Here is a 14,060-nt window from a genome sequence, read left to right as displayed (position 1 = left end):
TCGGAGGAGCAGCCCTGTGATGACCCGTCCCACGCACCGCCGGACCCTTCAGCTGGCCGTCGGAGGAACCGCGGTGCTGCTGGCCCTCAGCGCCTGCTCGTCCTCGGACGACTCCGCCGGCGCCTCCGCGTCGTCCTCGCCCTCGGCGGGCACGTCCTCCGCGGACGAACTGAAGGGCACGGTCACCGTCTTCGCCGCGGCCTCGCTCAAGGAGAGCTTCACCGAACTGGGCAAGGAGTTCGAGGCGGCTCACCCCGGCACCAAGGTCACCTTCAACTTCGGCGGCAGCGACGCCCTCGCCGCCAGCATCACCTCCGGCGCCCCCGCCGACGTCTTCGCGGCCGCCTCCGCCAAGACCATGCAGATCGTCACCGACGCCAAGGACGCCGCCGGCGAACCCGCGACCTTCGTCCGCAACCAGCTGGAGATCGCCGTCGTCCCCGGCAACCCCAAGGACGTCGCCACGCTCAAGGACCTCACCAAGTCCGGCATCAAGGTCGCCCTGTGCGCCAAGGAAGTCCCCTGCGGCGCAGCCGCGCAGAAGGCACTGGACGGCGCCGGCCTCAAGCTCACCCCCGTCTCCTACGAACAGGACGTCAAGAGCGCCCTGACGAAGGTCGAACTGAAGGAGGTCGACGCCTCCGTGGTCTACAAGACCGACGTCAAGGCCGCCGCCGGCAAGGTCGAGGGCGTGGACTTCCCCGAGTCCGCCGGCGCCGTCAACGACTACCCCATCGTCCTCCTCAAGGACGCCCCCAACGCCCCCACCGCCGAGGCCTTCATCGCCCTCGTCCAGTCCGACCAGGGCCGCAAGGTCCTCAGCGACGCCGGCTTCCTCAACCCGTGACCGACCACAGCGGCGGCGCGCCCGGACCCGCCCGGTCCGGGCCGCGCCGCGCCGGCCGCCGGCAGGGTCACCGCTCCCCGGTGCCCCTGCCGCTGCTGCTGCCCGCCCTGCTCGGGCTCGCCTTCCTCGTGCTGCCGCTCGCCGGGCTGCTGGTCCGCACGCCCTGGAGCGAACTGCCCGCGCAGCTCACCAGCCCCGGGGTGTGGCAGGCGCTGCGGCTCTCCCTGATCTGCGCCACCCTCGCGACCGCGGTGACCCTCGTGCTGGGAGTGCCCCTGGCCTGGCTGCTGGCCCGTACCGAGTTCCCCGGGCGCCGGCTGGTGCGCGCCCTGGTGACACTGCCCCTGGTGCTGCCGCCCGTCGTCGGCGGTGTGGCCCTGCTGCTGGCACTGGGCCGCAACGGCATCGCCGGACGGTGGCTGGACCAGTGGTTCGGGGTGACGCTGCCCTTCACCACGGCGGGCGTCGTCATCGCGGAGGCCTTCGTCGCGATGCCGTTCCTGGTCATCAGCGTCGAGGGCACCCTGCGGGCCGCCGACCCGCGCTACGAGGAGGCCGCCACCACCCTCGGCGCCTCCCGCTTCACCGCCTTCCGCCGGGTGACGCTGCCGCTGATCGCCCCCGGCATCGCCGCCGGTGCCGTCCTGGCCTGGGCGCGGGCGCTCGGCGAGTTCGGCGCCACCATCACCTTCGCGGGCAACTTCCCCGGCCGTACGCAGACGATGCCGCTCGCCGTCTACCTCGCCCTGCAGAGCGACCCGGCCGCCGCCATCGCGCTCAGCCTGGTGCTGCTCGCCGTCTCCATCGCCGTCCTGGCCGGACTGCGCGACCGCTGGATGGCCACGCCATGACCTCCCCGGACAAAGCCCCCGCGTCCACCGGCGGCCCGGCCCCGCAGGGCCTGGACGCCCGGCTGGTCGTCGACCGCGGCGCCTTCCGCCTCGACGTGACACTCACCGCCGCCCCCGGCGAGGTGCTCGCCCTGCTGGGGCCCAACGGCGCCGGCAAGACCACCGCGCTGCGGGCCCTGGCCGGGCTGACCCCGCTCACCGACGGCCACCTGCGGCTGGACGGCGCCGCCCTGGACGGCACGCCCCCCGAGACCCGCCCGGTCGGCGTCGTCTTCCAGGACTACCTGCTCTTCCCGCACCTGTCGGCGCTGGACAACGTGGCCTTCGGCCCGCGCTGCCACGGCGTCCCCAAGGCGCGGGCCCGCGCCGAGGCCGCCGGGTGGCTGGAGCGCATGGGCCTGGCCGAGCACGCCGCCGCCCGGCCCCGCCGGCTCTCCGGCGGCCAGGCGCAGCGCGTCGCCCTCGCCCGGGCGCTCGCCACCCGGCCCCGGCTGCTGCTCCTGGACGAGCCGCTGGCCGCCCTCGACGCCCGCACCCGCCTGGAGGTCCGCTCCCAGCTCCGCCGGCACCTCGCCGACTTCGAGGCGGTGGCCGTCCTGGTCACCCACGACCCGCTGGACGCCATGGTGCTGGCCGACCGGCTGGTGGTCATCGAGCACGGCGGCTCCGTGCAGGAGGGCACCCCCGGCGAGATCGCCCGCCGCCCGCGCACCGACTACATCGCGCACCTCGTCGGCCTCAACCTCTACCGGGGCCGCGCCGACGGCCACACCGTGACGATCGACGGCGGGCCGGACATCACCACCACGGAGGAACTGTCCGGCCCGGCCTTCGTGGCCTTCCCGCCCGGCGCCGTCACCCTGCACCGGGACCGCCCCACGGGCTCCAGCGCCAGGAACCTGTGGCGGGGCACGGTTGCGGGACTGGAGTCGCACGGCGACCAGATCCGCGTCGACGTCCGGGGCGAACTCCCGCTCGCCGCCGACCTCACCACGGTGGCGACCGCCGAACTCGGCCTGCACCCCGGCACCGATGTGTGGGCGACGGTCAAGGCGGCCCAGACGCACGCCTATCCGGCCTGAGCCCCGTCGGGGTCGGAACGGGACCAAGGCGGGGTCAGGGCGGCGTCAGGAGAGCGCCGCCCGGCGACAAGAGCGCGACAAGAAGGCCCCGCGCCGCCCCGCCCGGGTCTTCCATGGACGGCATGGACGACGCCCGAAACCACCGCGTGGTCGTGGGGGTGAGCGGCTCCCTCGGCAGCCTCACGGCACTGCACCGGGCCGCAGCCGAGGCGCGCCGCACGGGTGCGGTGCTGGTCACCGTGCTCGCCTGGGAACCTCCGGGCGGGGAGTTCGCCTACCGGCGTTCCCCGTTCCCGCCGCTGCTGCACGAGTGGCAGGACCGGGCCCGCAGGCAGCTGGCCGACGCCATCGGGTCCGCCTTCGGCGGCCTCCCGGAGGGCCTCCGCCTGCGCGCGGTGATCGTCCGCGGGCCCGCGGGATGGGCGCTGACCCAGGTCGCGGACCGTCCGGACGACCTGCTGGTGGTCGGCGCCGGACGCCGCGGCCCGCTCCGCCGGCTGCTGAGGCCGTCGGTGGCGCGGCACTGCCTCGTCCACGCGGGCTGCCCGGTGCTCGCCGTACCCCGTTCCCCGCTCCACGACGTCCTCGACGACATGCACCGCCGCAACACCTGGCGGCTGCCCCTGCACACCGCCACGCCCCTGCGGTGAACCCCGGGGCCGCGGCGGCCCCCTGACGGAGGCGATGACCATGACGCGTCCTTCCTTCCGCTCCCCCTTCCCCCACCTGGCACGGCTGGCCCTGCCGGCCGGGCTGCTCCTGCCGCCGCTGGTGTGCCTGGCCCTCGTGCCGTTCCGCACCCAGGTGTCGAACACGCACGTCGCCCTGGTGCTGGTGGTCGCGGTCGTGGTCGTCGCCGTCCTCGGCAGCCGCCGCGCCGGCGCGCTCGCCGCGCTGTCGGCCGCGGCCTGGTTCGACTTCTTCTTCGCCCCGCCCTACGAGCGGTTCACGATCAGCGGCCCGGGCGACGTGGTGACGGCGGTCCTGCTGCTCGCCGTCGGCCTGGCCGTCTCGCAGCTCGCCGCCCGCACCCGGCGGCTCGCGGTGATCGCGATCACCGACGCCGACCACCTCGCCCGCATCCACGAGACGGCCCGGCTGGCCCAGTCCGCGGTCACCCCGCACGTCGTGGTCGACCACGTCCGCGACCAGCTGGTCAGCCTGCTGCACCTGCGGGGCTGCCGGTTCGAGTACGGCACCCTCGTCGGGCACCCGCCGCGGCTGGAGCAGGACGGCACCGTGGTGCGGGGCCGCCGCCCCTGGGACGCCGACGCGTACGGCCTGCCGGACCAGGAGGTCGAACTCCGGGTCTTCCACAACGGGCGCTTCCACGGCCGCTTCATGATGCTCCCCACCCCCGGCACCGTCCCCTCCCGCCAGGCCCGCCTGGTCGCGGTCACCCTCGCCGACCAGGCCGGCAGCGCCATCGCCGCCATCCCGTCCGCCCCGGCCCACTGACGGCTCCGCCCCCGCCCTCCGGGCGGCCCCGACGGACCGGCAGGCGCCGACGACGACCAGCCGCCGTCCGCCGCGGTGCGTGCCGCGAGCCTGCCCGGCCGTCCGGTCGCCCCGGACAGCGCCTGCCCGGGCGGTCAGGTCGTTGAGGGCGCCCGGCGTGCGGTACAGGTACGCGGCCGACAGGCGCCGCACGGGACCTCGCGGTGATCTTCCCTTCGCACCCGACCGCCCGCCGGTTCCGATCCCGGCCCCGGGCGGCCCCGCGCCGGCCCGTCAACCCCGCCAGGCACGGCAGTTCGAGGCCGGCACACGGCCGCCGTCCCTGGCCCTCCCGACCAGGCGCGGGCCCCGGGCAACCCGGCGGGCCCTCGCCCCCTGGGCACCGGGTTCCGCGGGGAGGAGACGGGGCGAAGGGGGGCGTATCGTCCCCCTTATAGGTGGTGTCGGACCGATGGTGGAGCCACGCATGGTGGTGACTGCCCCCGCCCGGGAGCTGCTGGACCAAGTGCTCGCCGAAGTGGTGCGCGCGACGGGCGCCCATATCGGTGCGGTCTTCCTGGTGATGCCCGAGGGCCGGGCGCTCGGGATGGAGGTCATCACCGGGGCGCCCCGGGAGCTGTCGATGCCCTGGTCGCGGCTGCCCATGGAGCGGTCGACCCCGGTGGCCGACGCCGTACGGGAGGGCCGGACGATCCTGGTCCGCTCCCGGGAGGAACTGGCGGACCGCTATCCGCGCACGGCGCTGGTCATGCCGTACGACCTGTCCATGGTCGCCGCCCCGCTCACCGTCGGCGACGCCGCGCTCGGCACGCTCGTGCTGATCTGGTCCCGGTCGCGCACCGCCGAGGCGCCGCCCGCGGAGCGCGAGCTGCTGGAGCGGGCGCGCGAGCGCCTCGCCGACCAGCTCGTACGGGCCGGCGCCGACGGGGAGCCGATCCTGCCGGGGCCCGAGCCGCGGGTGCTGCGGACCGCGCGGGCCCTCCCGGTGGACCCGTACGAGGCCCTGGCCGCGGCGGACTGGGCCCGGCGGTTGCCCGAGGGGGCCTGCGCCCTCGACTTCGACGGACGGATCACCTACGCCAGCGCCCGCGCGGCGGAGCTCGTCGGCGTGCCCGTCGAGCGGCTGGTGGGCACCTTCCCGTGGGAGAGCCTGCGCTGGCTGCGGGACCCCGCCCACGAGGACCGCTACCGTGCCGCCGTGCTCAGCGGGCGGCCGGTCTCGTTCACCGCCCTGCGGCCGCCCGACCACTGGCTGCTCGTGCAGTTGTTCCCCGACGCGACCGGGGTCAGCGTGCGGATCTCCCCCACCGACGCGGACACGGTGGACCCGGCCGCGCGCGCGGCGGCCTACGACGAGGCCGCGGTGCCGATCCGGATCGGCGCGATCTACCACCTCATGCACCTCGCGACGGCCCTCACCGAGGCCGTCGGCGTGGACGACGTCGTCCGGCTGGTCGCCGACCTCTTCCCGGCCGCGATCGGCGCGGACGCCTTCGTGCTGTGCGTCGCGGAGGGCGGCCGGCTCCACATCATCGGCGACCGCGGCTACCGGCCCGAGGTCATGGCGGCCCTGGACGGCACCGCGCTGACCGCGCGCCTCCCGGCCACCCGGGCGTTGACCACCGGCGTCCCCAGCTTCTACGGCTCGCGCGAGGACCTCGTCCGGGCCTACCAGGGCCTGGAGCTGTTGTCGGACATGGCGGCCTGGGCCTTCCTGCCGCTGATCGCGTCCGGCCGCCCCGTGGGCGCCTGCGTCATGGCGTTCGCCGAGGAGCGTTCCTTCCCGGCCGACGAACGAGCCGCCCTGACCTCGCTCAGCGGGCTGATCGCCCAGGCCCTGGACCGGGCGCGGATCTACGACGCCAAGCACCACCTCGCGCACAGCCTGCAGTCGGGGCTGCTGCCGCACACCCTGCCGACCCTGCCCGGCCTGGAGGTCGCCGCCCGCTACCTCCCGGCGACCAGCGGCATGGAGGTCGGCGGCGACTTCTACGACCTGATCAGGCTGGACGACACCTGCGTCGCCGCGGTCATCGGCGACGTCCAGGGCCACAACGTCAACGCCGCCGCCCTGATGGGCCAGGTGCGCACCGCGGTGCACGCGCACGCCACCGCCGGGGCCTCCCCCGACCAGGTGCTGTCCCGCACCAACCGGCTGCTGGACGAACTCGACACCGGGCTGTTCACCAGCTGCCTCTACGCTCACCTCCGGCTCACGGAGGGCATCCTGCGGCTGGCCTCCGCGGGCCACCCGCCGGCCCTGCTGCGCCTCCCCGACGGCCGCACCGACGTCCTCAGCCGGCCGACCGGGCTGCTGCTCGGCATCGACCCCCGGGCCGAGTACCCCACCACCACGCTGACGCTGCCCCGCGGCGCCGTCCTCGCGCTCTACACCGACGGGCTCATCGAGACCCCCGGCGGCGACCTGGACGAGGCCATCACCTCCCTGGCCGTGGCCCTGTCCGCCCGGGGCGGGCTCCCGCTGGAGGAACTCGCCGAGGTCCTCGTGCACCACGGCGGCCGGGCCACCGACCGCACCGACGACACCGCGCTCCTGCTGCTGCGCCCCGTGCCCCCGTCATGAGGCCTTGTCACTTCCGGTCCCGGGCCCAACACTGGTGACCATGCCGGTCGTTGCGCTGCTGGGAACGCTGGACACCAAGGGCACGGAGTACGGCTGGCTGCGGGACCGGCTGCTGCGCGGCGCCGTCGAGGTCGTGCTGATCGACGCGGGCGTGGCCGGCGAACCCCTGGTCACCCCCGACATCCCCCGTACCGTCGTGGCCGCCGCCGCGGGCGCGGACGCCGAACGGCTGCGCAGGGCGGGCGACCGCGGTGCCGCAGTGACGGTCATGGCCGAGGGGGCGGCGCGGGTGGTGCGCCGGCTGCACGACGAGGGCAGGCTGCACGGCGTCCTGGCCATCGGCGGCAGCGGCGGCACCTCGATCGCCACCCGCGCGATGCGGGCGCTGCCGCTCGGCGTGCCGAAGCTGATGGTGTCCTCGATGGCCGCGGGCGACGTCTCGCCGTACGTGGGCTCGACCGACATCGCCATGATGTACAGCGTCGTCGACATCGCGGGCGTCAACCGGGTGTCGGCGCCGATCCTGGCCAACGCGGCGGACGCGATCGCCGGCATGGCCAGGGGCTTCGCCGCGGCGTCCGCACCGCCCGCCGGGGACCGGCCGCTGGTGGCGGCCAGCATGGCGGGCGTGACGACCCCCGGCGTCGACGCCGCCCGGGCGCGGCTCACCGAACTCGGCTACGAGGTGCTGGTCTTCCACTCCGTGGGCTCCGGCGGCCGTTCCCTGGAGTCGCTCGCCGGGGAGGGCATGTTCAGCGGGGTGCTGGACCTGACGCTCAGCGAGCTCGCCGACGAGCTGGTGGGCGGTGCCTTCGGCGCGGGGCCCGACCGGCTGCGTACCGCGGGCCGCGCGGGGCTGCCGCAGGTGGTGGGCCCGGGGGCGCTGGACATGGTCAAGTTCGGCCCGCTCGCCTCGCTGCCGGACCGCTTCCGGTCCCGCCACGTCCACGTCCACAACCCCTCGGTGACCGTGATCCGCACCTCCGCCGCCGAGTGCGCCGAACTCGGCCGTCAGGTCGCGGCGAAGCTGCGCGCGGCCACCGGCCCGGTCACGCTCATGCTGCCGCTGCGCGGGCTGTCCACCCTCGGGGCGCCGGGCGGGCCGTACCACGACCGCGCCGTGGACGGGGTGCTCTTCCGCACCCTCCGTGAGGAGCTGCGCGGCAGCCGGGTGGAGGTCGCCGAGTACGACACGCACCTCAACGACCCGGCCTTCGGCCGTGCCGCGGCCGAGCGACTGCACGCGCTCGTCTCCGCGCACACGGACGCGCCCAAGGACGCACACACGAACGCCCGCACGACGCACTGAGCGTCGTACGGGCGGTCGGTCGGCACCGCGGGCCCGGCGAGGCGCCGGGCCGTGTCGTCCTAGACGGACGCCGTCGTGCCCGCGCCCACGGTGCCGCGCCCCGCGGGGGCGGCGGCCGGGGCCGGTTCCAGCAGGCGTCCGGCCAGGTGGCCGAAGAGCAGCCCGAACGAGGTCCACAGCGTGAGCTGGATCGCCAGCGCCGCCAGCCGGAACTGCCACAGCAGCGCCGCCGGGAAGTGCTCCGGCACCTCGTTGATCGCGGGCAGGAACGCGTACGCGAGTCCCACGGTCACGACGAAGAAGACACCGGCGGCCACGGTCGCGTACCAGTTGCCCAGGCGCGGCGCGAGGCGCCGGCCGAGGATCACGGTGGCGATCGCGAGCAGCACGCTGAGCAGCATCATCAGGAAGTACAGCGTGGTGCGTTTCCCGATGGTGTCGGGGTCGCCGACGGCCGGCGGGTTGGCGGGGTACTTCAGGAAGGGCACGACGTAGACCGTGACCAGTGCCGCCGCCGAGAGCAGCACGGCCGTGGGCCGGGCGCCGAAGCGCCCGATCCGCCCGAGGGCGAAGCAGTAGGCGAGGGCGGCGATGCCGCCCACCGCCACGCCGTACACGAGGATGCCGGTGGCCAGACCGGCGGTGGACTGCAGGGCACGGCTGACCGGTTCGGCGCCGCCGTGCTCGTGCGCGTGCGACTCCTCGAACGCGATGGCCGCGTCGACCCGGGACTCGCCCAGCAGGTAGGCGACGACCAGCGCGAGCACGCCGGCGGCGAGGCCGGCCAGCATGCCCCGCACGAGCAGTCGTCTGACGGTGACGGAGTTGACGGGGTTCATGGGTGCGGCGCCCCTGTCAGTGGCAGGGGAAGCCGAGCAGGTGGCGCCCGTCGTGCAGCCACTCGTGGACGTTCTCGCCGGACATGAGGGACGTGGCCCCCTGCTCGGCGCCCACGAAGTAGAGCAGGACCAGCATCAGGACGCCGAAGAAGACCGCCCAGGGCAGGATCGCCCTGATCGGCAGCGTCACGGGGGCGGCGGAAGGGGCTACGGCCGGCGGGGCGGCGGACTGCGCCATGGCATGACCTCCTGGTGGGAACTCGCGTCCCGGTCGGTGGAGCTCTGTCGGACGACTGCGGGTCTGACTCGCCTGGCGCGGGGCTGGGCTTACAGTGGCGCGACCGTGCCGGATTTGCACCGGACTTCCGCCGTGTCGTCGTGAATGTCGTCGTGACGGTACCGCGATCCGGAGATCCGGCCAAGAGCGCGCGGGGCGCCCCGGCATGCGCGGGAGCCGTCCGCGGGTGGCCCACGGGCCCTGGCCGAGGCGGCAGTCGGCGATTCCACGGGGTCGCCGGAGGACGAGGAGGGTGCATGACGACCCGGGTGACGTTGATCTCACCGGTGGTGAACGCGGCGCTGCGCGAGGCCCGTTTCGACGACGACGTGCCACCGGACGAGCACGCGCTCGGCGCCGCCCGCGCGTTGGCCGGTTCGCCGCCGGTGTCCGGCACGGGACCGGTGCCCGTCTCGCCCACGGTGCGCTGCCGCGCGACCGCGGAGGCGCTCGGCCTCGACGCCGAGGAGACCGCGCCCGCGGGATGGGCGCTGGGCCGCTGGCGGGGACGCACCCTGGCCGAGGTGAGCGCCGAGGAGCCGGAGGCGGTCGCCGCCTGGCTGTCCGACCCGGACGCGGCGCCGCACGACGCCGAGTCGCTGCGCGAGCTGTGCGCCCGCGTCGCCGACTGGCTCGACGGGCTGGCCGCGACGCCGGGCCGCGTGCTGGCCGTCGTCGAACCGGAGATCGTCCGGGCCTGCGCGGTACGGGCCCTGGGCGCCCCCGAGGCGTCCTTCTGGCGGATCGACGTGCCGCCGCTGACGGCGACGGAACTCAGCGGGCGGTCGGGGCGCTGGAACCTGCGGGCGGGACGCCCGCTGCTCTGAGCCGTCACGGGAACCGGGGATGAAGCGGAGACGAAGCACGGACGGATACACGCGCGGGATGCGCTCCAGCGGGGTTCGGGCTCTTGCAAACGACTCGCAATAGGACTCTATGATTGAGCGTTCGCCTTCCGACACGACCCTGGAGCGGAGCTCCCCATGCACGTACCCGACGGATTCATCGACGCCCCGGTGTCGGTGGCGACCGGTGCCGTCGCGGCCGCAGCCGTGGCGGTGAGCCTGCGCGGTGCGCGACGCGAACTGGACGAGCGCACCGCGCCGCTGGCCGGGCTCGTCTCGGCGTTCATCTTCGCCGTCCAGATGCTCAACTTCCCGGTGGCCGCGGGCACCAGCGGTCACCTCCTCGGCGGCGCGCTCGCGGCGATACTCGTCGGCCCCTACACAGGGGTGTTGTGCGTATCCGTCGTCCTGATCATCCAAGGCGTGCTCTTCGCCGACGGCGGCCTCACCGCCCTCGGCGTGAACATCACCGACATGGCGATCGTCACCGTCGTCGTCGCGTACGCCCTGTTCCGCGCGCTGGTGAAGGTGCTGCCGAACGGGCGTGGCGGGGTGACCGGCGCGGCCTTCGTCGCGGCCCTGCTCTCCGTACCGGCCGCGGCCGTCGCCTTCACCGGGATCTACGCGCTGGGCGGGACGACCGACGTCGCGCTCGGCAAGGTCTTCACCGCCATGGTCGGCGTGCACGTCCTGATCGGCATCGGTGAGGCGGTGATCACCGCCGCGACGGTGGGCGCCGTCATCGCCGTCCGCCCCGACCTCGTCCACGGCGCCCGTGACCTGCGCCGCCCGCTGGAGCTCAAGGAGGCGACCGTCTGATGGCGGCCGTGACCGACACCGCGAAGCGCGGCGGCATACGGCCGCTGTGGATCGCCGGCCTGATCGCCGCCCTGGTGCTCGCCGGATTCGTCAGCTACTACGCCTCGGCGAACCCCGACGGCCTGGAGAAGGTCGCCGCGGACCACGGCATCGACAAGAAGGCCGAGGACCACGCGGCCAAGGACTCCCCGCTGGCGGACTACCAGACCAAGGACGTCGGCGACGCCCGGATCTCCGGCGGCCTCGCCGGTGTGATCGGCGTCGGCGCCACCCTCGCGCTCGGCACCGGGGTCTTCTGGGTCGTCCGCCGCCGCCCGCAGACGGACGAGGGCTAGCGGTGGGCGCGGGGCACGCCCACCGGCTCTACCGGCACGGGCACTCACCGGTGCACGCGCTGCCCCCGCAGTGCAAGATCGCCGCGGTCTTCTGCTTCGTGCTCGTGGTGGTCTCCACCCCGCGCACCGCCATGTGGGCCTTCGCCCTGTACGCGGTGCTCCTGACCACGGTCGCCGTCGTGGCGCGGGTACCGGCCGGGTTCCTGCTGCGGCGGCTGCTGGTCGAGCTGCCGTTCGTGGCCTTCGCCTTCCTCATGCCGTTCGTCGCCGAGGGCCCGCGCACCGCGGTGCTGGGCCTGTCCCTGAGCGTGCACGGCCTGTGGGGCGCCTGGAACATCCTCGCCAAGGGCACCCTCGGCGTCGCCGCCTCCGTCCTGCTGGCCTCCACCACCGAGCTGCGCGAACTCCTCCTGGGCCTGCAGCGGTTGCGCCTGCCGGCGCTGCTGGTGCAGATCGCCTCGTTCATGATCCGGTACGGGGACGTCATCACCGACGAGATGCGCCGGATGCGCGTCGCCCGCGCCTCGCGCGGCTTCGAGGCGCGCGGCCCGCGCCACTGGGGCGTGCTCGCCAAGTCCGCGGGCGCCCTGTTCATCCGCTCCTACGAGCGCGGCGAACGCGTCCACCTGGCGATGGTCAGCCGCGGCTACGCCGGCAGCATGCCGGTGATCGACGAGGCCACGGCCTCGCGCGCCCAGTGGTCGTACGCGGCCGTGCTCCCGGCCGCCGCACTGGCGGTCTGCCTGATGGGATGGTTCCTGTGACCGCTTCACTCGAGGTCAAGGGCCTCGCCTACGCCTACCCCGACGGCCACCAGGCCCTGTTCGGCGTCGACCTGACCATCGCCCGCGGCGAGCGGGTCGCCCTCCTCGGCCCCAACGGCGCGGGCAAGACCACCCTCGTGCTGCACCTCAACGGCATCCTCGAGGCCGGGGCCGGCTCCGTGACCGTCGCCGGGCTCCCGGTCGGCGACCGCAAGCACGTGGCGGAGGTCAGGCGCCGGGTCGGCATCGTCTTCCAGGACCCGGACGACCAGCTCTTCATGCCCACCGTCCGGGAGGACGTCGCCTTCGGCCCGGCCGCGGCCGGTCTGCGCGGCGCCGAGCTGGAGGCCTGCGTCCGCAAGGCGCTGCAACGGGTCGGCATGGCGGAGTTCGCCGACCGGCCGCCGCACCACCTGTCCTTCGGCCAGCGGCGCCGCGTGGCGGTGGCGACCGTCCTCGCCATGGAGCCGGAGATCCTCGTCCTGGACGAGCCCTCCTCCAACCTGGACCCCGCCTCCCGCCGCGAACTGGCCGACATCCTGCGCTCGCTGGACGTCACGGTCCTGATGGTCACCCACGACCTGCCGTACGCCCTGGAGCTGTGCCCGCGCTCGGTCGTCCTCAGCGGCGGCACCGTCGTCGCCGACGGCCGCACCCAGGAACTCCTCTCCGACGACGCCCTGATGCGCGCCCACCGCCTGGAACTCCCCTACGGTTTCGACCCCCGCTCGGTCACCGTCCAGGCCTGAGAACCGGCCCCACGAACCGGCCGCAACAGCAACCCGGCGACCCCGCCGCTCCTCAGCCGTCGCAGGGGGGCCCGGACGGCGGATCGGGGTCGACGGCGGTGACCGCGTCCGTGAGGGCCTCGAACCGTTCCGGGCCGCCGAGTGGGCCGACCACGCGCTCGCGCAGCGCGTCGGCCAGTGTGAGCGCCGCCGTCATGGCCACCCGAAGGCCCTGTTCGGTCAGCACCGCCAGCGTGACGCGCCGGTCGTCCCGGCAGGGGCGGCGTTCGATGAGCCCCGCCTCCGTCAGGCGGTCGGCGACCTTGGTGGTGCCCGCCGTGGTGAAGCCCAGCGTGCCCGCGAGCCGGTGCATGGGCGCGGAGCGCTCCGGGGTGGTCATCAGGAACCACAGCGCCTGGAACGAGGACGGGGCCAGCCCGGACCGTGCCTCGACGTCCGCCAGCAACTGGTCGGTGACCCGCCGGAAGCCGGACTGGAGCGCGTCCCACCGCGCGAGCAGGTGCAGGTCGGCGGTGCCCGGGCACCGGCCGTCCGTCTCCGCGTGGATCTCCGCCGTCACATTGCCCAGGGTACCAACGCCGGTTATTGTCTAACTGGCTACTTAATATCTGGCTAGCTATCGCGGTTGGCCGGCCGAGCTACGAAGGGTGCGGCACCCATGACCGACTCGACGACCACCCCCACCGGCCTGCGCACGGGCACCTGGACCCTCGACCCCGCGGCCTCGGCCGTACGGCTCCGCCACCGCACGATGTGGGGCGCGGCCACCGTGAAGGGGGCGTTCGGCGAGGTCGGCGGCGAGGGCGAACTCGCCGCCGACGGCACCGCGCGGGGCACCCTCACCGTGGGCGCCGCCTCGCTGGACACCGGCAACAAGCAGCGCGACACCCACCTGCGCTCCGCCGAATTCCTCGACGCCGACGCCCACCCGGCGATCGTCTTCACCGCCCACCGGGTCACCACCGGCACCGACGGCACCCTCTCCGCCGACGGCGAGCTGACCGTCCGCGGCACCACCCGCCCGGTCGCCCTCACCGGCAGCGTCGAGTCCCCCTCCGCGGACGCCGTCGTGCTCACCGTGGACGTACTCGTCGACCGGGCCGACTTCGGGCTCACCTGGAACCGGATGGGCATGATCAAGGGCGCCGCGGCCCTCTCGGTCGTCGCCCGCTTCGTCCACCGCGACTGACCGGGACCGCTCACCGGGGGCGCAGAACCGCACAGCCTCGCTCAGGCCCCAACCACCCTGTCGGCAAACGAAGTCGCGCCTTGCTACTTGTGTGGGAACCGTGAAAGGCTCC

Annotated in this window: 14 protein-coding genes and 1 pseudogene; 12 read left to right on the top strand and 3 right to left on the bottom strand. The window is 74.6% G+C overall.

Going from position 1 to position 14,060, the window contains the following annotated elements:
• Positions 1–19 precede the first annotated feature (19 nt).
• From modA to ACZ7MY_RS04140, 7 genes are all read left to right on the top strand, one after another.
• A complete protein-coding gene (modA, locus tag ACZ7MY_RS04170; RefSeq protein ID WP_499599433.1) occupies positions 20–847 on the top strand; it encodes a molybdate ABC transporter substrate-binding protein in 828 nt (275 codons plus the stop codon).
• Entirely contained in the window at positions 844–1,698 is an 855-nt protein-coding gene (gene modB / locus ACZ7MY_RS04165) for a molybdate ABC transporter permease subunit (protein WP_499599431.1), read from the top strand. The genes modA and modB overlap by 4 nt, the downstream gene beginning before the upstream one ends.
• Complete coding sequence (locus ACZ7MY_RS04160; protein WP_499599429.1) at positions 1,695–2,780, top strand: ABC transporter ATP-binding protein; 1,086 nt, start codon at positions 1,695–1,697, stop codon at positions 2,778–2,780. Before modB ends, ACZ7MY_RS04160 begins: the two co-directional genes overlap by 4 nt.
• A gap of 113 nt (positions 2,781–2,893) precedes the next feature.
• Entirely contained in the window at positions 2,894–3,430 is a 537-nt protein-coding gene (locus ACZ7MY_RS04155; protein ID WP_499599428.1) for a universal stress protein, read from the top strand.
• Between the two features lie 40 nt (positions 3,431–3,470).
• The gene (locus ACZ7MY_RS04150) at positions 3,471–4,238 is read left to right on the top strand and encodes a DUF4118 domain-containing protein (protein WP_499599427.1); all 768 of its coding nucleotides are present in this window, start codon (positions 3,471–3,473) and stop codon (positions 4,236–4,238) included.
• Between the two features lie 466 nt (positions 4,239–4,704).
• Positions 4,705–6,822, top strand: coding sequence for a SpoIIE family protein phosphatase (locus ACZ7MY_RS04145; protein WP_499599426.1), 2,118 nt, complete (start codon positions 4,705–4,707; stop codon positions 6,820–6,822).
• 40 nt (positions 6,823–6,862) lie between these two features.
• On the top strand, positions 6,863–8,131 hold the full coding sequence (locus ACZ7MY_RS04140; RefSeq protein WP_499599424.1) for a Tm-1-like ATP-binding domain-containing protein: 1,269 nt from the start codon (positions 6,863–6,865) through the stop codon (positions 8,129–8,131).
• Positions 8,132–8,190: 59 nt separating this feature from the next.
• Here ACZ7MY_RS04140 and ACZ7MY_RS04135 read toward each other — a convergent pair whose 3' ends face one another.
• Together ACZ7MY_RS04135 and ACZ7MY_RS04130 are read right to left on the bottom strand one after the other, a co-directional pair.
• Positions 8,191–8,970, bottom strand: a complete 780-nt coding sequence (locus tag ACZ7MY_RS04135) for a CbtA family protein (protein ID WP_499599423.1) — start codon at positions 8,968–8,970, stop codon at positions 8,191–8,193.
• A 16-nt stretch (positions 8,971–8,986) separates the two neighbouring features.
• Positions 8,987–9,208, bottom strand: a complete 222-nt coding sequence (locus ACZ7MY_RS04130; protein ID WP_499599421.1) for a CbtB domain-containing protein — start codon at positions 9,206–9,208, stop codon at positions 8,987–8,989.
• A 296-nt stretch (positions 9,209–9,504) separates the two neighbouring features.
• On the opposite strand from ACZ7MY_RS04130, the gene ACZ7MY_RS04125 reads away from it, so the two are divergent.
• From ACZ7MY_RS04125 to ACZ7MY_RS04110, 4 genes and pseudogenes are all read left to right on the top strand, one after another.
• Positions 9,505–10,074, top strand: coding sequence for a histidine phosphatase family protein (locus ACZ7MY_RS04125; protein ID WP_499599419.1), 570 nt, complete (start codon positions 9,505–9,507; stop codon positions 10,072–10,074).
• A gap of 156 nt (positions 10,075–10,230) precedes the next feature.
• A pseudogene (locus ACZ7MY_RS04120) lies at positions 10,231–11,246 on the top strand (energy-coupling factor ABC transporter permease).
• Positions 11,247–11,248: 2 nt separating this feature from the next.
• The gene (cbiQ, locus tag ACZ7MY_RS04115; RefSeq protein ID WP_499599418.1) at positions 11,249–12,010 is read left to right on the top strand and encodes a cobalt ECF transporter T component CbiQ; all 762 of its coding nucleotides are present in this window, start codon (positions 11,249–11,251) and stop codon (positions 12,008–12,010) included.
• A complete protein-coding gene (locus tag ACZ7MY_RS04110; protein WP_499599417.1) occupies positions 12,007–12,759 on the top strand; it encodes an energy-coupling factor ABC transporter ATP-binding protein in 753 nt (250 codons plus the stop codon). Before cbiQ ends, ACZ7MY_RS04110 begins: the two co-directional genes overlap by 4 nt.
• 52 nt (positions 12,760–12,811) lie before the next feature.
• Here ACZ7MY_RS04110 and ACZ7MY_RS04105 read toward each other — a convergent pair whose 3' ends face one another.
• Positions 12,812–13,318 (bottom strand): MarR family winged helix-turn-helix transcriptional regulator, encoded by a 507-nt coding sequence (locus ACZ7MY_RS04105; RefSeq protein WP_499599415.1) that lies wholly within the window; start codon positions 13,316–13,318, stop codon positions 12,812–12,814.
• Between the two features lie 99 nt (positions 13,319–13,417).
• Between ACZ7MY_RS04105 and ACZ7MY_RS04100 the strand changes: the two genes are divergently transcribed.
• Positions 13,418–13,948, top strand: a complete 531-nt coding sequence (locus ACZ7MY_RS04100) for a YceI family protein (RefSeq protein ID WP_499599413.1) — start codon at positions 13,418–13,420, stop codon at positions 13,946–13,948.
• The last annotated feature ends 112 nt before the right edge of the window (positions 13,949–14,060 follow it).

It is taken from the genome of Streptomyces sp. NPDC111520 (assembly GCF_055635295.1).
This window is presented reverse-complemented; position numbering and strand designations above follow the sequence as displayed.

What these genes read in the sequence shown, in the direction of transcription:
- ACZ7MY_RS04140 (WP_499599424.1), top strand. Translation starts at nt 6,863, where the DNA reads ATGCCGGTCGTTGCGCTGCTGGGAACGCTGGACACCAAGGGCACGGAG.
- ACZ7MY_RS04130 (WP_499599421.1), bottom strand. Translation starts at nt 9,208, where the DNA reads ATGGCGCAGTCCGCCGCCCCGCCGGCCGTAGCCCCTTCCGCCGCCCCC.
- ACZ7MY_RS04100 (WP_499599413.1), top strand. Translation starts at nt 13,418, where the DNA reads ATGACCGACTCGACGACCACCCCCACCGGCCTGCGCACGGGCACCTGG.
- ACZ7MY_RS04150 (WP_499599427.1), top strand. Translation starts at nt 3,471, where the DNA reads ATGACGCGTCCTTCCTTCCGCTCCCCCTTCCCCCACCTGGCACGGCTG.
- ACZ7MY_RS04135 (WP_499599423.1), bottom strand. Translation starts at nt 8,970, where the DNA reads ATGAACCCCGTCAACTCCGTCACCGTCAGACGACTGCTCGTGCGGGGC.
- ACZ7MY_RS04160 (WP_499599429.1), top strand. Translation starts at nt 1,695, where the DNA reads ATGACCTCCCCGGACAAAGCCCCCGCGTCCACCGGCGGCCCGGCCCCG.
- ACZ7MY_RS04145 (WP_499599426.1), top strand. Translation starts at nt 4,705, where the DNA reads ATGGTGGTGACTGCCCCCGCCCGGGAGCTGCTGGACCAAGTGCTCGCC.
- ACZ7MY_RS04125 (WP_499599419.1), top strand. Translation starts at nt 9,505, where the DNA reads ATGACGACCCGGGTGACGTTGATCTCACCGGTGGTGAACGCGGCGCTG.
- ACZ7MY_RS04155 (WP_499599428.1), top strand. Translation starts at nt 2,894, where the DNA reads ATGGACGGCATGGACGACGCCCGAAACCACCGCGTGGTCGTGGGGGTG.
- modA (WP_499599433.1), top strand. Translation starts at nt 20, where the DNA reads ATGACCCGTCCCACGCACCGCCGGACCCTTCAGCTGGCCGTCGGAGGA.